The sequence below is a fragment of the Actinoplanes lutulentus genome (assembly GCF_003259845.1).
GTDB classification, from domain to species: Bacteria; Actinomycetota; Actinomycetes; order Mycobacteriales; family Micromonosporaceae; genus Actinoplanes; species Actinoplanes lutulentus.
The window spans coordinates 1-21,270 of sequence record NZ_QLMJ01000012.1; the positions used below are offsets into that span (position 1 = coordinate 1).

General features: G+C 69.2%; 25 protein-coding genes. 18 read left to right on the forward strand and 7 right to left on the reverse strand.

Translation table 11 applies throughout. The annotated features are described in order from the left end of the window. Window positions 1-524: 524 nt before the first annotated feature. Together B0I29_RS24160 and B0I29_RS24165 are read right to left on the reverse strand one after the other, a co-directional pair. Window positions 525-1,787: a nucleotide sugar dehydrogenase gene (locus tag B0I29_RS24160; RefSeq protein ID WP_111651352.1), complete on the reverse strand. Its 1,263-nt coding sequence runs from the start codon at window positions 1,785-1,787 to the stop codon at window positions 525-527. Window positions 1,788-1,805: 18 nt separating this feature from the next. Beyond that, window positions 1,806-3,575: a stealth family protein gene (locus B0I29_RS24165; RefSeq protein ID WP_245972717.1), complete on the reverse strand. Its 1,770-nt coding sequence runs from the start codon at window positions 3,573-3,575 to the stop codon at window positions 1,806-1,808. Between the two features lie 239 nt (window positions 3,576-3,814). On the opposite strand from B0I29_RS24165, the gene B0I29_RS24170 reads away from it, so the two are divergent. The 4 genes from B0I29_RS24170 to B0I29_RS24185 all read left to right on the forward strand — a co-directional run bounded on the left by B0I29_RS24170 (window position 3,815) and on the right by B0I29_RS24185 (window position 7,433). Next, window positions 3,815-4,045: a hypothetical protein gene (locus tag B0I29_RS24170; RefSeq protein ID WP_111651353.1), complete on the forward strand. Its 231-nt coding sequence runs from the start codon at window positions 3,815-3,817 to the stop codon at window positions 4,043-4,045. Window positions 4,046-4,109: 64 nt separating this feature from the next. Continuing rightward, window positions 4,110-5,660, forward strand: a complete 1,551-nt coding sequence (gene ffh, locus B0I29_RS24175; RefSeq protein ID WP_111651354.1) for a signal recognition particle protein — start codon at window positions 4,110-4,112, stop codon at window positions 5,658-5,660. Between the two features lie 68 nt (window positions 5,661-5,728). Continuing rightward, on the forward strand, window positions 5,729-6,331 hold the full coding sequence (locus B0I29_RS24180) for a Uma2 family endonuclease (RefSeq protein ID WP_221402022.1): 603 nt from the start codon (window positions 5,729-5,731) through the stop codon (window positions 6,329-6,331). 25 nt (window positions 6,332-6,356) lie between these two features. After that, window positions 6,357-7,433, forward strand: coding sequence for an amidohydrolase family protein (locus B0I29_RS24185; protein WP_111651355.1), 1,077 nt, complete (start codon window positions 6,357-6,359; stop codon window positions 7,431-7,433). 6 nt (window positions 7,434-7,439) lie between these two features. Here the strand turns inward: B0I29_RS24185 and B0I29_RS24190 are convergent, their stop codons facing one another. Together B0I29_RS24190 and B0I29_RS24195 are read right to left on the reverse strand one after the other, a co-directional pair. Continuing rightward, the gene (locus B0I29_RS24190) at window positions 7,440-8,867 is read right to left on the reverse strand and encodes an outer membrane protein assembly factor BamB family protein (protein ID WP_111651356.1); all 1,428 of its coding nucleotides are present in this window, start codon (window positions 8,865-8,867) and stop codon (window positions 7,440-7,442) included. Continuing rightward, window positions 8,857-9,339 carry a SigE family RNA polymerase sigma factor gene (locus tag B0I29_RS24195; RefSeq protein ID WP_111651591.1) on the reverse strand — a complete coding sequence of 161 codons (483 nt, stop codon included), beginning with the start codon at window positions 9,337-9,339 and terminating at the stop codon, window positions 8,857-8,859. Before B0I29_RS24195 ends, B0I29_RS24190 begins: the two co-directional genes overlap by 11 nt. Window positions 9,340-9,419: 80 nt before the next feature. Between B0I29_RS24195 and proS the strand changes: the two genes are divergently transcribed. The 13 genes from proS (at window position 9,420) to B0I29_RS24260 (ending at window position 18,166) form a co-directional block, all read left to right on the forward strand. Further along, a complete protein-coding gene (gene proS, locus B0I29_RS24200; RefSeq protein ID WP_111651357.1) occupies window positions 9,420-10,826 on the forward strand; it encodes a proline--tRNA ligase in 1,407 nt (468 codons plus the stop codon). Window positions 10,827-10,828: 2 nt separating this feature from the next. Then, a complete protein-coding gene (locus B0I29_RS24205) occupies window positions 10,829-11,476 on the forward strand; it encodes a ribonuclease FAU-1 family protein (protein WP_111651358.1) in 648 nt (215 codons plus the stop codon). 173 nt (window positions 11,477-11,649) lie between these two features. Further along, window positions 11,650-12,144, forward strand: coding sequence for a 30S ribosomal protein S16 (gene rpsP, locus B0I29_RS24210; RefSeq protein ID WP_111651359.1), 495 nt, complete (start codon window positions 11,650-11,652; stop codon window positions 12,142-12,144). Next, the gene (locus B0I29_RS24215; protein ID WP_111651360.1) at window positions 12,122-12,379 is read left to right on the forward strand and encodes an RNA-binding protein; all 258 of its coding nucleotides are present in this window, start codon (window positions 12,122-12,124) and stop codon (window positions 12,377-12,379) included. Before rpsP ends, B0I29_RS24215 begins: the two co-directional genes overlap by 23 nt. A gap of 8 nt (window positions 12,380-12,387) precedes the next feature. Next, complete coding sequence (rimM, locus tag B0I29_RS24220) at window positions 12,388-12,957, forward strand: ribosome maturation factor RimM (RefSeq protein ID WP_181557967.1); 570 nt, start codon at window positions 12,388-12,390, stop codon at window positions 12,955-12,957. Next, the gene (gene trmD / locus B0I29_RS24225) at window positions 12,954-13,718 is read left to right on the forward strand and encodes a tRNA (guanosine(37)-N1)-methyltransferase TrmD (RefSeq protein WP_111651362.1); all 765 of its coding nucleotides are present in this window, start codon (window positions 12,954-12,956) and stop codon (window positions 13,716-13,718) included. The genes rimM and trmD overlap by 4 nt, the downstream gene beginning before the upstream one ends. Window positions 13,719-13,837: 119 nt before the next feature. Then, window positions 13,838-14,194 (forward strand): 50S ribosomal protein L19, encoded by a 357-nt coding sequence (rplS, locus tag B0I29_RS24230; protein ID WP_111651363.1) that lies wholly within the window; start codon window positions 13,838-13,840, stop codon window positions 14,192-14,194. A 165-nt stretch (window positions 14,195-14,359) separates the two neighbouring features. Continuing rightward, window positions 14,360-15,253, forward strand: coding sequence for a signal peptidase I (lepB, locus tag B0I29_RS24235; protein ID WP_111651364.1), 894 nt, complete (start codon window positions 14,360-14,362; stop codon window positions 15,251-15,253). Further along, window positions 15,250-15,912 (forward strand): signal peptidase I, encoded by a 663-nt coding sequence (gene lepB, locus B0I29_RS24240; RefSeq protein WP_111651365.1) that lies wholly within the window; start codon window positions 15,250-15,252, stop codon window positions 15,910-15,912. The genes lepB (B0I29_RS24235) and lepB (B0I29_RS24240) overlap by 4 nt, the downstream gene beginning before the upstream one ends. A gap of 41 nt (window positions 15,913-15,953) precedes the next feature. Then, window positions 15,954-16,415, forward strand: coding sequence for an NUDIX hydrolase (locus tag B0I29_RS24245; protein WP_111651366.1), 462 nt, complete (start codon window positions 15,954-15,956; stop codon window positions 16,413-16,415). Beyond that, window positions 16,416-17,294: a ribonuclease HII gene (locus B0I29_RS24250; RefSeq protein WP_111651367.1), complete on the forward strand. Its 879-nt coding sequence runs from the start codon at window positions 16,416-16,418 to the stop codon at window positions 17,292-17,294. It begins immediately after the preceding gene. After that, the gene (locus B0I29_RS24255; protein ID WP_067505225.1) at window positions 17,291-17,614 is read left to right on the forward strand and encodes a DUF2469 domain-containing protein; all 324 of its coding nucleotides are present in this window, start codon (window positions 17,291-17,293) and stop codon (window positions 17,612-17,614) included. Before B0I29_RS24250 ends, B0I29_RS24255 begins: the two co-directional genes overlap by 4 nt. 72 nt (window positions 17,615-17,686) lie before the next feature. Further along, entirely contained in the window at window positions 17,687-18,166 is a 480-nt protein-coding gene (locus tag B0I29_RS24260; protein ID WP_111651592.1) for a murein hydrolase activator EnvC family protein, read from the forward strand. Here the strand turns inward: B0I29_RS24260 and B0I29_RS24265 are convergent. The 3 genes from B0I29_RS24265 to B0I29_RS24275 form a co-directional block, all read right to left on the reverse strand. Further along, window positions 18,134-19,321 (reverse strand): aminotransferase class V-fold PLP-dependent enzyme, encoded by a 1,188-nt coding sequence (locus B0I29_RS24265; RefSeq protein WP_111651368.1) that lies wholly within the window; start codon window positions 19,319-19,321, stop codon window positions 18,134-18,136. The genes B0I29_RS24260 and B0I29_RS24265 overlap by 33 nt on opposite strands. An 18-nt stretch (window positions 19,322-19,339) precedes the next feature. Continuing rightward, window positions 19,340-20,275 carry a tyrosine recombinase XerC gene (locus B0I29_RS24270; RefSeq protein WP_111651369.1) on the reverse strand — a complete coding sequence of 312 codons (936 nt, stop codon included), beginning with the start codon at window positions 20,273-20,275 and terminating at the stop codon, window positions 19,340-19,342. Between the two features lie 87 nt (window positions 20,276-20,362). After that, complete coding sequence (locus B0I29_RS24275) at window positions 20,363-20,605, reverse strand: hypothetical protein (protein ID WP_111651370.1); 243 nt, start codon at window positions 20,603-20,605, stop codon at window positions 20,363-20,365. Window positions 20,606-20,999: 394 nt separating this feature from the next. On the opposite strand from B0I29_RS24275, the gene B0I29_RS24280 reads away from it, so the two are divergent. Beyond that, a complete protein-coding gene (locus B0I29_RS24280) occupies window positions 21,000-21,185 on the forward strand; it encodes a DNA-binding protein (protein ID WP_111651593.1) in 186 nt (61 codons plus the stop codon). The last annotated feature ends 85 nt before the right edge of the window (window positions 21,186-21,270 follow it).

Here is a 21,270-nt window from a genome sequence, read left to right on the forward strand (position 1 = left end):
CTCTCCTTCTGATCTAGACAATCCGAAGGATCTGCGGTGGCCGCCTCTTTCGTCCCGGAAAGTCCGGGTCATACACCACTTCGGTGGACGTGACCCTCGGCACCGAGGTGTCGGCACACGTAAGGGGCCCATGGCGGTGATGAGGCCTCACATAGTGCGTGTGTGAGCTCGTGTCTCGGCCCTGGCGTGGATGAAGTCGCACGTTGTCGTTGCGTGCGTCCTCAGCAACGCCGGCCGTGCGTTACGTGCGATCTCGTTCCCGCTGATCGTCGTTGCGGTGGCCGCGTATCCGTGGAATCCAACTAGGCGGACGAGGACACACGGTGGTCCCTCGGCGCGCCGAGACGGGAGCACACGGTGGGCCGCCGGCGCGCCGGGACGAAAGCACACGGTGGGCCGCCGGCGCGCCGGGGCGGGAGCTCACCGTGGGCGCCAGGCCCGGCGAGCCGGGAACCCACTGTGAGCTCCCGGCTCGGCTCTGAGCGCGTACCCAAGCAGTGCTCCGCGCGTACCCAAGAAGGGGTTTAAAGGCGGTGCGCCTCGCGCGCCGTGGTGACGCCTCGGGTGTCGAAGAAGCGCTTCGCGATGCGGGCCAGGTGATCCGGGTCGTATTCGCGGTGGTTCTGCACGAGGATGACCAGGTCGGCGGACGCGGCGGCGCCTTCCAGGTCGTCGGTACGGGAGACCGGCACCCCACTGACATCCCAGGTCCGCACGTGCGGGTCGTGATAGGCGACCGTCGCGCCGAGTGCGGCCAGCTGCCGGGCCAGGGGAGCGGCCGGCGATTCGCGCTGGTCGGCGATGTTCGCCTTGTAGGTGATCCCGAGCAGCAGCACGGTGGCACCGCGGACAGCCTGGCCATCGGCGTTGAGCAGGTTCTGGGCACGGCGGGCCACATAGGCCGGCATCGTCGTGTTGATCTCCTGGGCCAGCTCGACGAACCGGAACGGATAACCGAGCTTGCTGCGCACGTTGTGTGAGAGGTAGTTCGGGTCGATCGGGATGCAGTGGCCGCCGACGCCCGGGCCCGGGTAGAACGCCTGGAACCCGAACGGCTTCGTCGACGCCGCGTGGATCACGTCCCAGAGGTCGATGTCGAGCTCGTGGCAGAACCGGGCCATCTCGTTGACCAGCGCGATGTTGACGTGCCGGTACGTGTTCTCGAGCAGCTTCGCGGTCTCCGCCTCCCGGGTTCCGCGGGTCGGCACGACGGTCTCGATGAACCGGCCGTAGAACCCGGCGGCGGCGGACGTGCACGACGGGGTGTAGCCGCCGACCACCTTCGGGGTGTTGTGCGGACCGTAGACCTCGTTGCCCGGGTCGATCCGCTCCGGGGAGAACGCCAGGTGGAAGTCGATCCCGGCGGTCAGGCCGGAGAGCTGCTCCAGCCGCGGGCGCACCTCTTCGTCGGTGGTGCCCGGGTACGTGGTGGACTCCAGCACGACCAGCATGCCGGGGCGCAGGTTGCGCCCGACCGCGGAGGTGGCGCCGAGGACCGCGCGCAGGTCCGGCCCGTCACCTTCGGAGAGCGGCGTCGGTACGCAGATCACCGCGGTGCGGGCCTGCGCGATCAGGGTCTCGTCGGTGGTCGGCAGGAAGCCCTCGGCCACCATCTTTGCGACATCGTCGTCGCTGAGGTCGTCCACGTGCGAACGGCCGTCGGCGAGGGCGCGGACCACGGTCTCGTCGACATCGAAGCCGAGGACGGTGAGGCCGGCCCGGGTCGCCTGCTGCGCCAGCGGCAGCCCGACGTAACCGAGCCCGAGGATGACTACGTCGTAGCTCACGGTAAGACTCCTTGCTGGTCAGGCGACGGGCGGAAGCGCCACGTCGGTGGGTGGGACGGGACGTTCGCCGACGCCGGGCTGGCGCGGTGCGGTGACCGCGCGGGTGGCCGGGGCTGTCGCGGGCCGTGGCTGGCGCAGCTCGAACGGCGAGGCGAACGGCAGGTAGAGCGGCAGGAAGTCGGCGAGCATGGCTTCCTGATCGGCCTTCGCGGCGCTGGCCACGTCCACGTCGTTCAGGCAGAACGCGTCGACGTCGCGAAAACGCAGCAGCCGGGCGAGACGCAGCGCGGTGACCGGCTGGGCCAGGTCGGTGTAGAGGTACTTGATCTTTCCGGGGGCGGCCCGGCCGGTCAGGTACGCGTAGTACTGCTGCAGCGACGACAGCAGCGACAGATCGTCCGGGTGCCGGAACTGGTGTCCCGCGGTCGCCGTCACGTGCTCGGCGAACCGGGCCTCGATCTCGTCGATGACGCTGCGCCGCGACGGGTGCGGCGTGTGCTTCATCTTGCGGGTCAGCACCCGGCCGAAGGCCTGCTCGATGAGCTTGCGGTTGTTCTTCGCCGCCGAGTCGGCCGGCCGGTCGCCGGGACCGCGGGGCTTGACGTCGACCTGGGCCTTCGACGGGAAGAACTTGGTCAGCCCGCCCGGTGTGAAGAACAGGTCCGGGGTGATCGGACGACCCAGGATCACGTCGTCGTTGAGGTACAGGAAGTGCTCGGCGAGCCCGGGGATGCGGTGCAGCCGGGACTCGATCGCCTGCGAGTTGAACGTCGGCAGGGTCCCGGTGTCACCGAAGATCTCCTGGTGGCTGACCAGGGTGATCTTCGGGTTGCCGATGTCCAGCCAGGCCGGCACCTGGTCGTCGGTGACCAGGAAGATCCGGCGGATCCAGGGCGCGAAGCTGTGCAGCGCGCGCAGTGAGTACCGCAGCTCGTCGCGGCTGGCGTACCGGGAGTCGTTCGCGGCCTGCGCGTTGACACCGGTGACCCAGGGGTTGTTCTCCAGGGCGCGGGCCTTGCGGCGCTGCCAGGCCGGGTCGTCACCGTCGACCCAGGTGTAGACCACGTCGATCGGGAACTCGATCCGGTCCGGGTCGACAGCGGTGAAGATCTCGCGGGTGCGGTACCCGGTCACGTCGTCGGGGGAGCTGAACGGGCCGAAGACCGGCTCGGGAGCGATCATCGGCGGCTCGTCGGCGGAGATCGTGTCGGCGACCGGGTTGCGCCGGGGAGCGATCAGCTTGCGGCCCGACTCGCGCCAGAACTCGATCTCGCAGGCGTACTCGGCGCCGAGCAGCATGCTGCCGTCCGGGTCGGTGACCGGCCAGTGGACCGAGACGACCTGGGTGTTCCCCCGCCCGGCTTCGAGGACCGTGCGGAGCCGTCCCTGGTCACGCCCGGCGAGCTCGCGCAGCAGTTCGAGAGCGCGTTCCCGGCCGGACTCCGGCACCGCCACCACGGTCTTCAGCGGTGTGGGCGCGGGCAGCCGGAACCAGTCGATGCCGGCCGCGTCGAGGGCCTGTGCGACCCGGTCCAGGTTCTCCCGGCGTACCTCGGCGGGTGAGGCCGCGTTCGCCACTCGCGCGGCGACGCCGCGCACTCGCAGCACCCCGCCGCTGGTCACCCTTGATCGCCGCGGCATCCGGCTGGGTGCGAGAGGCATGAGGGTACGCGCCAAGCCCAGCCGCCGTTCCGGAGCGACTCGGGGCAGCAGGTGTTTCTCGGCCGACGTGAAGATCCGTCGCCGGACTGCCCAGGGGGTCAGCCGCAGGATCTGCCGCAGGGTCACGCCGTCGTCCTCTCGCCGCATGTCCGCCGAGCGCTTCAACGCGCCAGACGAGACGGAAGTTGCGGTCTATATCAGGAGTTGCACCCTTTAAATGCGGTATACGTGGTTCATGGGCTTCTTGTGGCTGTTTGCGAGAGAGCCCACCCCTAGGGGAACGGATAGGGGTCACGGCCGATGCGGGTTGTTGCGTGCGCACTGCATGGTGGAAAGCGGCAACGCGACGACGGCGGGAGGCCGAGATGGGCAAGGCAGTGGCGTTTCTGGCAGCACTGATCGCTGGTGTGATCGTGGTGGGCTGGGTGGCCAGCTCGCTGCTCGGCGGGTTCCTGTACTACCTGATCGTGGGTGCGCTGGTGGTCGGCGGCGGAGCGTGGCTCTACGCCCGGATCAAGCGCGAGCTGGCGCCCGGGACCCGCACTCAGCGGCGCATCGAGGCAGCGGCCAAGACCTACCGCATGCGGAACAGGTGAGGCTGGGGCGGTGCGGCTAGGCTTGGTGGCGAACGCCAACTACAACTGACCGGGATGTCGCACTGTGTTTGACACCTTGAGTGACCGCCTGTCCGGGATCTTCACCAAGCTCCGCGGTAAGGGCAAACTCACCGACGCCGACATCGATGCCACCGCGCGCGAGATCCGTCTCGCGCTGCTGGAGGCCGATGTGGCGCTGCCGGTGGTCAAGGCGTTCATCGCCAGCCTCAAGGAGCGGGCGCGCGGCGCTGAGGTCTCCCAGGCGCTCAACCCCGCGCAGCAGATCATCAAGATCGTCCACGAGGAGCTCATCAACATCCTCGGTGGCGAGGGCCGGCGCCTCGTGTTCGCGAAGCAGCCGCCGACCGTCATCATGCTCGCCGGCCTCCAGGGCGCCGGCAAGACGACGCTCGCCGGCAAGCTGGCCCGCTGGCTGCGGACCCAGGGGCACCAGCCGCTGCTGGTCGCCGCCGACCTCCAGCGGCCGAACGCTGTCAACCAGCTCCAGGTGGTGGGTGGCCGGGCCGGCGTCGACGTCTACGCCCCCGAGCCGGGCAGTGGTGTCGGTGACCCGGTCAAGGTCGCGAAAGACTCGATCGAGGTCGCCCGGCGCACCGCCAAGGACATCGTCATCGTCGACACCGCCGGTCGTCTCGGCATCGACGCCGAGATGATGCGGCAGGCCGCCGACATCCGCGCCGCGGTCGACCCGGACGAGGTCATCTTCGTCATCGACGCGATGGTCGGCCAGGACGCGGTGCAGACCGCCGAGGCGTTCCGCGACGGCGTCGGCATCACCGGCGTGGTGCTCTCCAAGCTCGACGGCGACGCCCGCGGTGGTGCCGCGCTCTCCGTCCGGCACGTCACCGGCCAGCCGATCCTCTTCGCCTCCACCGGTGAGAAACTGGAGGACTTCGACGTCTTCCACCCGGACCGGATGGCCAGCCGGATCCTGGGCATGGGCGACGTCCTGACCCTCATCGAGACCGCCGAGGCGGCGTTCGACGAGGATCAGAAAGAGAAGATGACCAACAAGCTGCTCGGTGGCGAGCAGTTCACGCTGGAGGACTTCCTCGACCAGCTGATCGCGGTCCGCCGGATGGGCCCGATCGCCAACATCCTCGGCATGATGCCGGGCATGGGCCAGATGAAAGACCAGCTGGCCGAGCTGGACGACAGCCACTTCGACCGGGTCACCGCGATCATCCGCTCGATGACCCCGCAGGAGCGCACCACCCCTAAGGTCATCAACGCCTCCCGCCGCCTGCGCATCGCGAACGGCTCCGGCGTCACGGTGATGGACGTGAACCAGCTGCTCAACCGCTTCACCGACGCACAGAAGATGATGAAGCAGATGAGCGGCATGATGGGCCTCCCCGGCGGCCGCCGCTCCGCGACGAAGAGCCCGAAGAACAAGCGCAAGGGTACGAAGAGCGGCAACCGCCCGCGCGGCGGTGGCGGCGGCATGCCGGCCGGTTTCCCGGGCGGCGGAATGCCGCAGCTCCCGCCGGGCATGGACCCGGGCGCCCTGGGCGGCGGAGGCATGCCGCCCGGCTTCAAGCTGCCGAAACTCGACTTCAACAAGCTGAACAAGCCCAAGGACGACAAACGCTGAAACGTGGCATGGCGCTACCTGCTTCATGCCTAGTACCGTGAGGGGTGAGTCCCATCGAGGAGGAATCGATGAGCGTCACCCTTCACGTTGATCTCGCCGCGCTCCTGGCGCGGCGGGATCTGACCGTCGACGACATCGCAGACCTTCCCGAGGATCTTCGATACGAGTTGATCGACGGAAGGCTCGTTGTGTCTCCCCTCGCCCTGCCCATCCACCAGTTCATCGCCTTCCGGATCGCTGTCGCGAGCGAGGAGCGCTGTCCGGAAGGCGTTCTCGTCAACGGCGAGCAGGCGGTCCTGCTGGACCGGCGCAACGAGTTGCGACCGGATGTCGTGCTCATCTACGAGGAGGGCGCGGGGAGGTCGCCGGTTCGACCGGACGACGTTCCGCTCGTCGTCGAGGTGATCTCGGAGTCGTCGAAGAAATTCGATCGCGACGAGAAGCTGAAGAAGTACGCCTACGTCGGCATCCGCAACTATTGGATCGTCGACCCGCTGGCCGAGCGCGTCACGCTCACCCAGTTCGCGCTGGGTCCCGGCGGGGATTACCAGCAGCTGATCCAGACCGATGAGCTGGTCACCGTCGACTGCCCGTGGGAGATCACGCTCGATCTCCCGGCCTGGACGCGCCGGCGAGATCGGATCCGGGCGGTGGCCCGGCCGGACAGCTGAACGGGTGATCAGGTAGGACTGTTCCATGGCGTTGCATGTGCGTGGGACGGTCCTGCCGGACGGTGAAGTCCGGGACATCTGGCTGGTCGGCGATCGGGTCACGTTCGAGCCCGTCGCTGACGCCGAGACGATCAGCGACGGCGGGTTTGTGGTGCCCGGGCTGGTGGACGCGCACTGTCACCTCGGGATCGCGTATGGGGCGAAGCCGATTCAAGGGCTTGACCAGGCTCGGGAGCTGGCCGCGATCGATCGGGACGCGGGCGTTCTGGCTCTGCGGGATGCCGGTTCGCCGTACCCGTACCCGGAACTTGATGACGAACCTGGCGTGCCGCGCCTCGCGCGGGCCGGGAGGCACGTGGCCGCGCCGCGCCGATACCTGAGGGACATCGGTGTCGAGGTGGCTGCTGACGAGGTGGCCGCCGCGGTGACCGCGCAGGCGAAAGCCGGCACCGGCTGGGTGAAACTGGTCGGCGACTGGATCGACCGCGGTGTCGGTGACCTGGCGCCGAGCTGGGACGCGGCGACCATGGCGGCCGCTGTCGAGGCGGCGCACGCGGCCGGGGCCCGGGCCGCGGTGCACACGTTCTCCGAGGAGGGCGTGGAGATCATGGTGAAGGCCGGGGTGGACTCGGTCGAGCACGGCACCGGCCTCACGCTGGACCTGATCGACGAGATGGCCCGGCGCGGCACCGCCCTGGTGCCCACGATGATCAACATCCGGACCTTCGGGAACATCGCCGATTCGGCGAGGGGCAAATTCGATGGGTACGCGGACCACATGATCGCCCTGCGCGACCGATTCCCATCAGTGGTGCTGGCCGCCCACGAGGCCGGCGTCCCGATCTTCGTCGGCACCGACGCGGGCGGCGGCATCCGGCACGGGCTGGCCGCCGACGAGATGCTCTACCTGCACGAGGCCGGGATCCCGGCGGAGGCGGTGCTCGCCGCGGCGTCGTGGAAGGCGCGGGAGTGGCTCGGCTTCCCGGGACTGGTCGAGGGCGGCCTGGCGGACCTCGTGGTCTACGACGCCGACCCGCGGGTGGACCTGCGAGTGGTGAAGGCGCCCCGCCGGATCGTGCTGCGAGGCGCCGTCATCAGGTAAGCGGGCTCACCGCTCGAATCGCCACAGCTTGAGCTCGGCGCCGTCCCGGCACGCCAGGATCTCGCTCGTCCACGTGCACTCGGCGTTGACCGCGGACAGCGTTCCGAGCGTGGTCCTTCTCCCGTCCACGGCCGAGATCGTGGTGATGTCGTACCCCTTGGCCGTCGGGGTCTGCAGCAGCACGTTCGCGTCGTCGATCCAGCCCTGGCCGATGTGGCCGAAGGTGTCCCCACCCTGGGCGATCACCCGGCCGTCCACGTCGTACAGGCTCGCCGAGCCGCTCGCGCTGGTCACCAGGACCCGCCCGGCCCGGCTGGACGCCGAGAGCAGGGCGTCCCCGAACTGGGCCGTCCAGAGGATCCGGCCAGTCGTCGTGTCGATCACCTTGACGGTCTCCGGGTTCAGGCCGCCGTCCCTGGTGTATCCCTCGGTGGAGGCCACGCAGATCCGACCCGTTCCGCACGGGGCGGCGTCCCGCATGAGGCCGGTCCTGATCGAGTAGAGATCCCGGACCTTCCCGGTGGACACGTCGGCTGCGACGAGCCGGGACGGTTTGTCGAGATATCCGACCGTGTCCTTGATCAGCGCCAGATCGCCGGAGACGCTGAAGCCGGTCATCAGTTTCGGCCGGACGGTCGTCGCCACCGACTTCAGGATCTTTCCGGTGTGGATGTCCCGGACCAGCACCGTGCCGCCGAGCGTGAGCTGCGCGAACCGGTCGTCGCTGAAATGGAGGCTCCGCCTGGTGGTGTTCTCCAGGAAACCGATCGAGTGGCGGGGGCGGTCGTCGCCAGAGGCGGGTACGGACCAGAGCTTCTTGCCGGTGCGCAGCGCGAAACCCTCGGACAGGCCGCCGACGTTGACCCGGACCAGCACCCCGTCGCCGACCACGACGTCGCCGTTGGCCGGGTCCACCGTCTTCCAGAGCTCGGCGCCGGTCTCCGGGTCGCGGACACTCAGGTCCGGCCCGTCGTAGAGGACCATGCCGCCGGGCACCGCGACCGGCCCGTTCATCTCGATCGCGTTGAGCCGGCCGGCATCCCAGACCTTGGCGCCGCTCCGGGCGTCCACCCCGATCACCTCGAGCGGGTCGTTCTCGAAGCCCCCGGACGCGACCGAGACCCGGTCGTCGTTGATGGCGATCATGCTGAGCATGGTTTCGTCGGCCGGCCCGTGCAGGCGCAGGGGCGACCCGATCGGGGCGATTCCGCGGATGGTGTTCGCCGGCAGGATGGGCTCGGGGGAGGGGTCGTGCCGCCAGGCGACGCCGGCGCCGGCGCCCGCGACGACGATCAGCACCGTGGCGGCCGCGGCGATCACCGCGTTCCGGTTGCGGCGCCGCCCGATCCGGCGCGCGGCGTCCGGCCCGGCCAGCGGGAGGACGTCGGCCTGACGGCCCATCGCGGTGAAGATGTCATCCAGATCAGCGGCCACGACGAGCTCCTTCCGGGATCTCTTCCCGATGCAGGGCGGCGGCCAGTCCGGCCCGCCCTCTCGACAGCCACGACTTGACGGTTCCGGCCGAGGCTCCGGTCTCCACCGCGATCTCGGCGATCGACCGGTCCAGCAGGTAATGCAGGGCCAGCGCCCGCCGGTGCGCGGCCGGCAGCGTCCGCATGGCCTGGACCAGCAGGACCACGTCCTCCGACGGTGGTGGCACTGTCGGGCCGGGTGGCTGGGCCGTGGCGTGGTCACGGCGGACGAACAATCGCCGCCATCGGTCGGTGGAGAGCCTGTTCACCACGAGACGCAGCCAGGCCTCCGGATCCTCGTACCCGGAGACCCGCCGCCAGCGCTGCCACGCGCGGGCGTACGCCTCCTGAACCAGGTCCTGTGCCTCGGCCGGGTCACCGGTCAGGCCGTACGCGTATCGAAGCAGCCGCCGGGATGTGTCCCGGTAGAACATGTCGAAGTCGACCTTCACAGAAAGGGACACGGGATGCCCGCCCGGATGGTTGCGCGGCGTCACGACTAGGATTCTTCGACATGGCTCGTGTGCTCACTCCCCGCGCGGAGGACTTTCCCCGCTGGTACCAGGACCTGATCGCCAAGGCGCAGCTCGCCGACAACGGCCCGGTGCGCGGGACGATGGTGATCCGGCCGGTCGGGTACGCCATCTGGGAGCGCATGCAGGCCGACATGGACGCCCGCATCAAGGCGGCCGGCGTGCAGAACGCGTACTTCCCGCTCTTCATCCCGGAGAGCTACCTGCGCCGCGAGGCCGACCACGTGGAGGGCTTCTCCCCGGAGCTCGCCGTGGTCACCCACGCCGGTGGCAAGGAGCTCGCCGAGCCGCTGGTGGTCCGTCCGACCAGCGAGACCGTGATCGGCGAGTTCATGGCCAAGTGGGTCGACTCGTACCGTGATCTGCCCCTGCTCCTGAACCAGTGGGCGAACGTGGTCCGCTGGGAGCTGCGGCCGCGCACCTTCCTGCGGACGACCGAGTTCCTCTGGCAGGAGGGTCACACCGCGCACGCCACCGAGGCGGACGCCCGCGAGCACGCCCGGGACATCCACCACAACGTCTACCAGGCGTTCATGGAGGACATCCTGGCGATCCCGGTCATCCCGGGCCGCAAGACCAAGGGTGAGCGTTTCGCCGGCGCGACGAACACGATGACCGTCGAGGCCATGATGCGCGACGGCAAGGCGCTGCAGATGGGCACCTCGCACGAGCTCGGCCAGAACTTCGCGAAGGCGTTCGACATCACCTACTCCTCGGCGGACCGCACCGTCGAGCACGCTTGGACCACCTCGTGGGGCACGTCGACCCGGATGGTCGGCGGTCTGATCATGGTGCACGGCGACGACAACGGCCTGCGGCTTCCGCCGCGCCTCGCGCCGATCCAGGTTCAGATCATGGTGGTCAAGGCAGGCGAGGGCGTCACCGAAGCGGCGGCCAAGCTGAGCGAGGACCTCAAAACCGCTGGGGTACGCGTAAAGCTCGACGACCGCGTGGACATCCCCTTCGGCCGTCGTGCCGTCGACGCGGAGCTGCAGGGTGTGCCGATCCGGGTCGAGGTCGGCCCGCGTGACCTGGCGACCGGCAACGTGACGGTGGCCCGCCGGATCGACGGCACCAAGTCGCCGATCCCGCTCGCCGAGGTGGTGGGCGCGGTCACCAGCGCGCTCAAGGCCGACCAGCAGCGGATGTACGACGACGCGCTGGCGTTCCGGGTGGAGCACACGGTAGACGTGAAGACCCTCGGTGAGGCGATCGAGGCGTCGCAGACCGGGTTCGCCCGGGTGCCGTGGTCGGCCGTCGGCGAAGCGGGCGAGAAGGAAGCGAACGGCAAGGCCGTGACGGTCCGCTGCCTGACCCGCGAGGACGGCACGATGCCGGAGTCGGACGACGAGCCGGACCTGATCGCGTACCTGGGCCGCTCCTACTGAGCATGGTCTTCATACCGGGCCGGCCGGTCCTCTACCGCAACTTCTCGGGTGGCCGGCTGGTCCATGTCCGGCCCTGCCGGGTGATCTCCGACGACGAGCGCGGGCTGCTGCTCTGGCTGGCCCGCGGCTCGGCCGTCCTCAACCTGGTGGCCGTGGACGGCCGGGGCGTGCGTGACATGACGTTCGCCGAGTGGTCGGTCACCGAGCGCCACCTGGCCCCGGCGACCTGGGCCGGCCCCGGCATCCTGATGTTCCTGCCGGCCGAGGGCGAGCACTCGGTGTGGTTCTTCCGTACCGACGAGGGCGCGTTCCGCGAGTGGTACGTGAACCTGGAGGAGCACGGGGTTCGCTGGGACGACGGCGAGATCGCCGGCGTCGACGTGGTGGACCAGGACCTGGACGTGGTCGCCGGTCCGGACCGCGGCTGGCGGTGGAAGGACGAGGACGAGTTCGCCGAGCGCCTGGCCCTGCCCGAGCACTACTGGGTGCCGGACCCGGACGCGGTCTGGGCCGAGGGCCGCCGGGTGATCAAGAAAATCGAGGCCGGAGAGTTCCCCTTCGACGGGACCTGGACCGATTTCCGCCCGGACCCGGCATGGCCGGCACCCGCCGGGATTCCGCCCGGCTGGGAACGGCCGCCGGCACTGTGACGACCCGGTTGGGCTAACCGGCCTTTCATCTGGCAGAATGGCTTGTTGGTATCCGGCACGCGTCAGGCGCCCTCTAACCCCTGATCGCGACGCCAGTCCACGAGGCATCGGCCCCATGTCCCCACGTGGGTTCCGGTCGGCTCACCCACGTACTTATCAGGAGCGAAAACACCGTGGCCGTTAAGATCCGGCTCCTGCGGATGGGCAAGATCCGCAACCCGCAGTACCGCATCGTCGTCGCCGACTCGCGCACCAAGCGTGACGGTCGCGCCATCGAGTACATCGGCATCTACCAGCCGAAGGAACACCCCTCGGTCATCGAGGTCAAGTCCGAGCGCGTGCAGTACTGGCTGAGCGTCGGCGCGCAGCCGAGCGAGCCCGTGCAGCGCATCCTCGAGAAGACCGGCGACTGGCAGAAGTTCAAGAACCTGCCGGCCCCGCCGCCGCTTCTGGTTGCCCCGAGCCGCCAGAACAAGACCGAGATCTACCAGGAAGAAGCGAAGGCCGCTGCCGGTCTCGCCGACACTAAGCCGGCCACGACCCCGAAGAAGGGCGCCAAGGCCGAGAAGACCGCGGAGTCGAAGCCCGTCGAGGCCGCCGAGCCGAACCGCGAGGCTGTGGCCGAGACGGCAGAGGACCCGGCCGGTGCCGGCGCCGACGCAAGCTGACGGGGCGCTCCGGCCCGCGCTGGAGCACCTCGTCAAGGGCATCGTCGACAACCCGGACGACGTCCGGGTCCGGCTGGTCGACTCGCGCCGCGGCAAGCGGCTCGAGGTTCGCGTGCACCCGGAGGACCTGGGAACGGTCATCGGGCGCGGCGGACGGACGGCCAAGGCCCTGCGTCAGGTGATCGGCTCGATCGGCGGGCGCGGCATTCGCGTCGACATCGTCGACGCGTACTGATTCAGATGCTGCTCGTCGTCGGCCAGATCGGTAAGCCGCACGGGATCCGGGGCGAAGTCTCGGTTGTCGTGCGGACCGACGAACCCGAGGCACGCTTCACCGCCGGTTCGGTGTTCATCACGGAGGTCCCCCGGGACCGCCGGGTGAGCACCGGCCCGGCGGGCGCGCCTGCCGAACAAGGGGTTCGCTACCAAGTTCCCGCACAGCTCACTCTCGAGTCGATCCGCTGGCATCAGGGCCGCGGCATCGCCGTCTTCGAGGGCATCGCCGACCGCAACGTCGCCGAGGAGCTGCGAGGCGTCTTCCTCCAGGTGGACAGCGCCGGTGTGGCGCCGCCGGAGGATCCTGAAGAGTTCAACGACCACCAGCTGATCGGCCTGCGGGTGGAGTCGCTGGACGGCACCGAGCACGGGACCGTGCTGCGGATCGACCACGCGCCTTCCTCGGACCTGATCGTGCTGAAGAAGACCGGCGGTGGGACGGCTCTCATCCCGTTCGTCACCGTGATGGTCCCGACCGTGGACATCGCCGGTGGACGGATCGTCGTCGACCTACCGGAAGGCCTGCTGGATCTGTGAAGGTCGACATCATCTCGATCTTCCCGGACTATTTCGCCCCGCTGGACCTGTCGCTGATCGGCAAGGCGCGGACGACCGGGACGCTGAACCTCTCCGTGCACGACCTGCGGACGTGGACCCACGACGTGCACCGCACGGTGGACGACAGCCCGTACGGCGGCGGCCCGGGCATGGTGATGCGTCCGGAGCCGTGGGGCCAGGCGCTGGACGCGGTCGGATCGCCGGGCGCGACGCTTGTCGTCCCGTCCCCGGTGGGCAAGCCGTTCACCCAGGCCGGCGCGCACGAGCTCGCCGGCCTGGACCACCTGGTCTTCGCCTGCGGCCGTTACGAGGGCATCGACCAGCGCGTGATCGACGAGGCCGCGGACCGGATGCCGGTCCGCGAGGTCTCGCTCGGTGACTACGTGCTCTTCGGTGGCGAGGTCGCGGTCATCGTGATCCTGGAAGCGATCACCAGGCTGCTGCCGGGTGTTCTCGGCAACGCCGATTCGCTGACCGAGGAGTCGCACGCGGCCGGCCTGCTGGAGGCCCCGGTCTACACGAAGCCGGTGTCGTGGCGTGACCGCGAGGTCCCGGACGTGCTGCGCTCCGGCGACCACGGCCGGATAGCCCGCTGGCGGCGCGACCAGAGCATGCTGCGGACGCTGACCCGGCGCCCGGACATGTGGGCCGATTACCCTCCGGAAAATCTGGACAAGAAGGACCGGAAGGCGCTGCTAGAGGCCGGATTTCAGATCCCGCCGGGCCGTGTGGCAGAGTAGTGAGGTTGCCGTCTCCACCCGCGCCGCGGGTCGAGGCGAGGATCCCTTGGAGTGGCGGGGGATCAGAATCACCCACCGCGCACCGACACCCGGTGCGCCTCTAGTACGAGGATGCAGCGATGAACACGCTGGACGATCTCGACGCCCAGTCGCAGCGCACCGACAACCCCGACTTCCGCGCCGGTGACACCGTCAAGGTGCACGCCCGGGTCGTCGAGGGTAACCGTTCCCGTGTCCAGGTCTTCCAGGGTGTGGTGATCGCCCGCCACGGTTCCGGCCTGCGCGAGACCTTCAAGGTCCGGAAGATCAGCTTCGGCGTCGGTGTCGAGCGGACCTACCCGATCAACAGCCCGGCGCTGGACCGCATCGAGGTCCTGACCCGTGGTGACGTGCGCCGCGCCAAGCTCTACTACCTGCGTGAGCTCCGTGGCAAGAAGGCCAAGATCAAGGAGCTTCGCGAGAAGCAGTCCGTCTGACGGACGACCGGGTCCGGCACGCAAGGCGCGGGCGAACTACGCTTGCGCCTGTACCGGACGGTTCTGATGAACCTTTTCAGTCCTACCGCCCGTAACTTTCCCTAGCCGGGAAACTCGGGCGGTAGTGCTGTATCCGGGGGCGGTTCGGCCGGGCGACGGCAGGAGATGCGAAGCGTGGAACCGATGGAAGGCTATACGCCGTCCCGACGACGCCGGTCGATGATCCGGCGTAAGGAGATGCCGCTCTGGCAGGAGCTGCCTCTGCTGCTCGTGGTGGCGTTCTGCCTGGCCGTGCTGATCCGGACATTCTTGGTCCAAGCGTTCTACATTCCGTCGGGCTCGATGGAGCACACGCTGGAGATCCAGGACCGGGTCCTGGTCAACAAGGTCGTCTACGACATGCGTGACCCGCTGCGTGGCGAGATCGTGGTGTTCCGCGGCACCGACGACTGGGCGCCCGAGGTGACCGAGACGGTGAGCAACACCTTCCTCGCGAAACTCGGCCGTACGATCGGCGACCTGGTCGGCGTCAGCCGGCCCGGCGAGCGCGACTTCATCAAACGGGTGATCGGCCTTCCGGGTGACAAGGTGGCCTGCTGCGACGAGCAGGGGCGGATCACCGTGAACGGGATCGGCATCGATGAGCCGTACATCTCCGAGGGCTTCAACTCGGACCTGAACCAGCCACCGATCCCGGGGCAGTGCACGAGCCGCCGGTTCTCTGAGGTGGTCATCCCGGCCGGGCAGATGTTCGTGATGGGTGACCATCGATCGGTTTCCCAGGATGCCCGCTGCCAGGGTCCGGTGCCGATCGAGAACGTCATCGGCCGGGCGTTCGTGGTGGTCTGGCCGAGTGATCGGTTCACCAGCCTCAACGTTCCTGACGTGTGGAAACAGTTCGAGGTGGATCATCCGACCGCTGCCGCGGGCCTGCCGGCCCAGCGCCGGGAGCCGGATCCGATCGTGGCGACCGAGGTTCTGCCGCTCGGGCTCGGCGTGTTTTTATCCGCGCGTTCCGGCATGTCGTTCGTGACTCGACGACGTAGGCTCCGAGCGTGATTGACGAGCAAACCGAAAAGCGCAAAGGGTCGTTCTGGCGCGAGCTCCCCATTCTGCTGGGTGTAGCGATCCTGGTGGCGGTTCTGGTCCGCGCCTTTGTGCTTCAGACCTTCTACATCCCGTCCCCGTCGATGGAACACACCCTCAACGTGTGGGACCGGGTCCTGGTCAACAAGCTCGTCTACGACTTCCGCGACCCGCGTCGCGGCGAGATCGTGGTCTTCAAGGCGCCGTCCGAGTGGCAGTCCGGCACCGAGGGCGAGGACTTCATCAAGCGGGTCATCGGCACCCCCGGTGACAACGTGGTCTGCTGCGACAGCGAGCAGCGCCTGGTCATCAACGGCGTCTCGCTCGACGAGTCGTACATCTACACCGAGGACGACGGCACCCGTAACCAGGTGGCCGATCAGAACTTCGACATCACCGTGCCGGCCGGCCGGATCTGGGTGATGGGTGACCACCGCGAGGCCAGCGGCGACTCCCTGGAGCACTACGAGCAGAGCAGCGCGACCGACGAGGCCGGCAAGCTCGCTGACGCGACCGTCCCGATCGAGTCGGTTGTCGGGCGCGCGTTCACCATCTTCTGGCCGGCGAATCGCGCCACCTGGCTCTCCGTGCCGGATGAGTACGAGACGATTCCGAACGCCTCGGGGCAGTGACCGGTTCGCCGGTTCGACCGCGAGCGCAATAGGCTGGTCCCGTGACCGTGATTGACCGCCGCGCCGGCCGCGTCCTGCTGCTCGACCGGGCCGGGCGCGTTCTGCTGCTGCACGGCGGCGATCCGGCCCGTCCGGGCATGCGCTGGTGGTTCACTCCCGGCGGTGGCCTGGAGCCGGGTGAGACGGTCGCCGAGGCGGCCGTCCGCGAGCTCTTCGAGGAGACCGGGCTGCGCGCGCGGCCCGGCGACCTCGACGGCCCGGTCTGGCACGAGGTGGCCGAGTTCGAGTACGACGGCGGCCACTACCGTCAGGACCAGGATTTCTTCGTCCTGCGCGTCTCCGAGTGGCAGGTCGACACGGCCGGGATGACCGCGGACGAGCAGCTGACCATCACCGAGCACCGCTGGTGGTCGGCCGCCGAGATCGAGTCGAGCACCGAGCAGATCTTCCCGGACGGCCTGGCCGGCCTGCTGCGCGCCACGACGGTGGAAAGGGGCCGGTAAATGCTGGCACCACCGCGCACCGTGGTCCGCCGCGAGGCCGGGCTGTACGCGCTGGAGCAGGCCCTGCAACGCCGGGGCTTCCGGCACGTGGCCGGCGCTGACGAGGCCGGCCGTGGCGCCTGCGCCGGCCCGCTCGTGGCAGCAGCCGCGATCCTGCCCGAGGGCAAGCGTGGCGAGATCCCCGGCTTGGCCGATTCGAAACTGCTCACCGCGGCGGCCCGCGAGCGCGTCTACGAGCAGGTGGTGGCGAAAGCCCTGGCCTGGTCCGTGATGATCATCCCGCCGACCGAGGTCGACGCCCGTGGCCTGCACGTCTGCAACCTCGCGGCGATGCGCCGGGCGCTGGCATCACTGACGGTCCGGCCGGACTATGTTCTGACCGACGGTTTCCCGGTGGACGGCCTCGGAGCTCCGGGCCTCGCCGTGTGGAAAGGTGACCGGGTCGCCGCCTGCGTCGCGGCGGCGAGCGTGCTGGCCAAGGTCACCCGGGACCGTCTCATGGTGGAGCTGGACTCGGAATTCCCGCTGTACGGCTTCGCCGTGCACAAGGGTTACATCACCGATGACCACACTGCCGCGTTGACGAAGCACGGGCCGTGCGCCGAGCATCGGTTCTCGTACGTGAACGTCGCCGCGGCGTCCGGCCGGGGAAACCGGCCGCCCCGTGCGCGCCGCCCGGCCGAGCCGGCGGCGGCCGTACCCACGCTGTTCGACGCAGTCGTTAGTTTCGACGAAACCGCGTCTTCCGACGCGGCTGTTACCGAGCCGCTGCTGCTTCCGGGAGCAGCTGAGGGTACCGTCGGCGTGGCGTCGGGCGGACAGCCTCAGCCACCGGCGTCGGTGGTGGAAGATAAGGCCATGGAGGGCGAGAAACGATGAGCGCAGAGGATCTCGAGAAGTACGAGACCGAGATGGAGCTCCAGCTCTACCGGGAGTACCGCGACATCGTCCGCCAGTTCTCCTACGTCGTGGAGACCGAGCGCCGGTTCTACCTGGCCAACCAGGTCGACCTGCATGTGCGCAACTCCGACGGCGAGGTGTACTTCGAGGTCGAGATGCACGATGCCTGGGTCTGGGACATGTACCGTCCCGCCCGCTTCGTGAAAAACGTGCGGGTGATGACGTTCAAGGACGTGAACGTCGAGGAGCTGGAAAAGCCGGACATCTCCCTGCCGGACGAGCCCGGTTTCGGCGGCTGACGGTTTTCCACAGCCCGCGGTTGTCCACAGGGGCGGTCGCGGGCCAAGGCGATGCCGGGCACGCTGGCCGGCATGTCGTGGTTCGTGGCTGCCCTGATCAGCCTGCTCTCGTTGCCCGTGGCGCCTTCGGTCTACCGCTGGCCGGTGGTCTCGCCGAGGGTGGTGCGGCATTTCGACCCGCCCCCGCAGCCGTGGCTGGCCGGCCACCGAGGCGCTGATCTCGCGGTGCGACCGGGTGCCGTGGTGAGTTCGGCCGGCGCGGGGATGGTTCTCTTCGCCGGCACGATCGCCGGTCGCGGTGTGGTCAGCGTGGCGCACGCCGGCGGTCTGCGGACCACCTACGAGCCGGTGACCGCGGTGGTCGGCATCGGCGATCAGGTCGTGGCCGGTGATCCTCTCGGCACGATCGAAATCGGTCACCCGGGCTGTCCCGAGCCGGTCTGCCTGCACTGGGGACTGCGCCGCGGTGACGCGTACCTGGATCCGCTGGCGCTGCTCGGCCTGGGCCGCGTCCGGCTGTTACCGCTGGAAGGCCGCCAGCAGGGCCGGTAGGTGTTCGGCCAGGTGCTGGTACTCCTCCGGGCGGTTGTAGACCTGGGCGCTCAGCCGGAGCAGCCCGCGTCCGCCCCACGCGTTTACCGAGGTCTCCACCGCCAGCTTGTCGGCGATCCGCTGGCGCAGCGCGAGCGCCTCGGGCGACGTGGTCGCCAGGCCCGCGGGCAGCGGAATCACGCGCATCCCGATCCCCGGTCCGTCGTGGCCGGGCAGATCGGAGGGCGCGAGGCCGAGGGCCTCACCCACAACCCGTTGTCCGTACGCGGCCAGCGCGGCGTTGTGATCCCGTACCGATTCCCAGCCGAGGGTGCGGAGGGTGAAAACGCCGGTGGGAGCGGCCAGCCACGGGGTGTAGTCGATCGTGCCCTGGGACTCGACGGCGAGGGGATAACCCTCCTCCTGGTCCCACGAGACGATCAGCGGGTCGATCCGGCGCCGCCACTGCTGTGCCACGTTCAGCAGCGCGGTGCCCCGGGGTGCCCAGGCCCACTTGTGCAGGTTGCCGACCCAGAAGTCGGCGCCGATCGCCGCCACGTCGACCGGCAGCATCCCGGGCACGTGAGCGGCGTCCACCAGCACCGGGATGTCGTGTTCACGGGCGGCGGCCACGATGTCGCGTACCGGGAAGACGGTCGCGGTGGCCGAGGCGATCTGGTCGACCACCAGCAGCCGGGTCCGGCCGGGGCGCAGCGCGGACCGGATCCGGGAGACCACCTCGGCGTCGGTCGCGCCGAGCGGGATCGCCACGGTACGCGCGGTGGCCCCGGAGCGCCGGCACTGCCGCCGGACCGCCATCGTCACCGCCCCGTACGAGTGGTCGGTGAGCAGGACCTCCTCGGCCGGCTGGAACCGGATCGACTGGAGGATCAGCGAGACGGCGGCGGTGGTGTTCGGCACCAGCGCGCTGCCGTCCGGGTCGGCGCCGAGGAACGAGGCCAGGTGCCGTCGGGTGTGGATCACACGGTCGGCCAGCCCGGTCCCGTAGAACCGGAGCGGGTTCGCCTCCATCTCGTCGCGCAGCCGTTGCTGGGTGCGCTGGACGGTGATCGGGACAGCGCCGAACGCGCCGTGGTTCAGATAGGACACCGCCGGGTCCAGCGTGAACATCAGCCGAGCGCCGGGGATGGACCGTGGCGGATCTTCGGCGCTCATGAATCGGATCGTACGTCGTCAGGCTCGGGGGTGCGCCTGTTTGAATGCCGACCGCAACCGCTCGGTCGACACATGGGTGTAGATCTGTGTGCTCGACAGCGAGCTGTGCCCGAGCAGTTCCTGCACCGCGCGAAGATCGGCGCCGCCGTCCAGCAGATGGGTGGCCGCGGAGTGCCGCAGATCGTGCGGGCTGGTGTGCGGCAACCCGGCGGACCGGGCGGCACCGGCCACGATCCGGCGGACCACTGTCGGCTGGAGGCGGCCGCCTTTCGTGCCGAGGAAGAGGGCGTCCTTGCTGTACCGCCCGGCGAGCTCCGGCCGGCCCACCCGCAGCCACACGTCGAGGGCGTCGCGCGCCGGATGCCCGTACGGAACGGCCCGCTCCTTGGCACCCTTGCCGAAGACGCGGACGACCTGCCGGCCGTGGTCGACGTCGGCGCGGTCGAGGCCGCAGAGCTCGGAGACGCGTACCCCAGTGGCGTAGAGCATCTCGAGGACCGCGCGGTCGCGTACCGAAAGGGGTTGGTTCTCTGATGGGTCTGGCGCCGCAGGCGTCATCATCGCCTCGGCCTGGTCGGCGCGGAGCACTGTCGGCAGGTCCCGGTGCGCGCGCGGGCTGGCGAGCTGGGCGCCCGGGTCGCCGGGCGCGCGACCGGCGCGATGAGCCCAGCCGGTGAAGGCGCGTGCGGCAGCCGCGCGGCGAGCCTGCGAGGTACGCGCGGCGCCCCCGCTGAGCCGGGCCGCGAGCCACCCGCGCAGCACCGTGATGTCCAGGTCGGCGAGGGTGATCCGGCCCTCGCGCACGGCGTGGTCGAGCATCGAGACCACGTCACCGAGATAGGCGCGCACGGTGTGCTCGGAACGGTTCTCGACGCCGGCCAGATGATGCCCGAAGTCGTCCACCGCCTCGCGCAGCGCGGGCGGCAGGGCTTCGTGCATCTGGCGAATACGCATCGGTTGCCATCGTATTTTCTGCCGCGCCCTCGGCCTAGCCTCCTGGTGATCGAGTCCTGGCATGCCAGGACTCGATCACCTCGGGTGTCAGCGGGAGCGTTTCCGGGCCCAGGCGAGGAAGCGCTCGTAGAGGTTCGGCGGCGACTCACCGTTGACGGTCAGGTCGTCGAGGGCGTCGTACATCAGCGCCGTGAGATAGATCTTCAGCAGGGACGGGAACACGCGGTACTCGTCGAGCAGCCCGGTCCGTGCCTCCGGGCAGGGCCAGGGCTGGCCGCAGACCCGGCAGTCCCACTGTGGCCGGACGTGGGTGTGGTCCTCGGCCGTCATGCCGGCCCTCCTTGCTGGCCCGGAGCATCACGGCGGTGGTATCTGGCTGGCGACGGCTGGTTGGCCTGGTGTCGCTGAACTGGCGGAGGGAGGACCGGCGGTGGGGGCGGGTCCTCGGGTGCGGCGTTCGGCGGGTGCTGATGAGCCGGCGGTGGGTTCACGGCGAGCTTGGCGTCGATGCAGGGGGCCGGGAGGCCACAGATGCACCGAAGCCAGAACGTGCGCCAATCGCGGCGGTGCCGGGGAGAAGTCGGCACCGGATCCACAGGCGTGAAGCGTCTAGGCATGAAGGAAAAGTACTTGCCCGACGCCTAGCTGTCCCATAACAAGTTGGACTTCGACTAATAGTCTCACGCCTGCGGTCGATCATGTGGGAGTGAAGCCGATCCGCCTCATGGGCGCACACGAGATCCGCATCCGGCTGGGCGGGGTAAGCCGTCAGCGGGCCTACCAGATCACGAGTCGCGCGGACTTTCCGAAGCCGGCCGCAGACCTTGCTCAGGGCAAGGTTTGGCTGACCGAGGACGTAGAAGCATGGATGAAGGTCCATCGCCGAGACATCGACGACTCCGAGGACTGACCCGCCTCACGCCGGATTTTCTCGGCGTCGGAACGCACCGGCCACCCGCGTCGGCGTACGGTCGGAATGGGACCGTGCGCGGCGG

Excerpts from the sequence above, each read along its gene's own strand:
- B0I29_RS24260 (WP_111651592.1), top strand. The coding sequence starts at position 17,687 with ATGTCGTGGTTCGTGGCTGCCCTGATCAGCCTGCTCTCGTTGCCCGTG.
- B0I29_RS24265 (WP_111651368.1), bottom strand. The coding sequence starts at position 19,321 with ATGAGCGCCGAAGATCCGCCACGGTCCATCCCCGGCGCTCGGCTGATG.
- B0I29_RS24195 (WP_111651591.1), bottom strand. The coding sequence starts at position 9,339 with ATGTTCTACCGGGACACATCCCGGCGGCTGCTTCGATACGCGTACGGC.
- proS (WP_111651357.1), top strand. The coding sequence starts at position 9,420 with ATGGCTCGTGTGCTCACTCCCCGCGCGGAGGACTTTCCCCGCTGGTAC.
- B0I29_RS24270 (WP_111651369.1), bottom strand. The coding sequence starts at position 20,275 with ATGCGTATTCGCCAGATGCACGAAGCCCTGCCGCCCGCGCTGCGCGAG.
- lepB (WP_111651364.1), top strand. The coding sequence starts at position 14,360 with ATGCGAAGCGTGGAACCGATGGAAGGCTATACGCCGTCCCGACGACGC.
- rplS (WP_111651363.1), top strand. The coding sequence starts at position 13,838 with ATGAACACGCTGGACGATCTCGACGCCCAGTCGCAGCGCACCGACAAC.
- B0I29_RS24205 (WP_111651358.1), top strand. The coding sequence starts at position 10,829 with ATGGTCTTCATACCGGGCCGGCCGGTCCTCTACCGCAACTTCTCGGGT.
- B0I29_RS24250 (WP_111651367.1), top strand. The coding sequence starts at position 16,416 with ATGCTGGCACCACCGCGCACCGTGGTCCGCCGCGAGGCCGGGCTGTAC.
- B0I29_RS24170 (WP_111651353.1), top strand. The coding sequence starts at position 3,815 with ATGGGCAAGGCAGTGGCGTTTCTGGCAGCACTGATCGCTGGTGTGATC.
- B0I29_RS24255 (WP_067505225.1), top strand. The coding sequence starts at position 17,291 with ATGAGCGCAGAGGATCTCGAGAAGTACGAGACCGAGATGGAGCTCCAG.
- B0I29_RS24280 (WP_111651593.1), top strand. The coding sequence starts at position 21,000 with ATGGGCGCACACGAGATCCGCATCCGGCTGGGCGGGGTAAGCCGTCAG.
- B0I29_RS24185 (WP_111651355.1), top strand. The coding sequence starts at position 6,357 with ATGGCGTTGCATGTGCGTGGGACGGTCCTGCCGGACGGTGAAGTCCGG.
- B0I29_RS24275 (WP_111651370.1), bottom strand. The coding sequence starts at position 20,605 with ATGACGGCCGAGGACCACACCCACGTCCGGCCACAGTGGGACTGCCGG.
- B0I29_RS24180 (WP_221402022.1), top strand. The coding sequence starts at position 5,729 with ATGAGCGTCACCCTTCACGTTGATCTCGCCGCGCTCCTGGCGCGGCGG.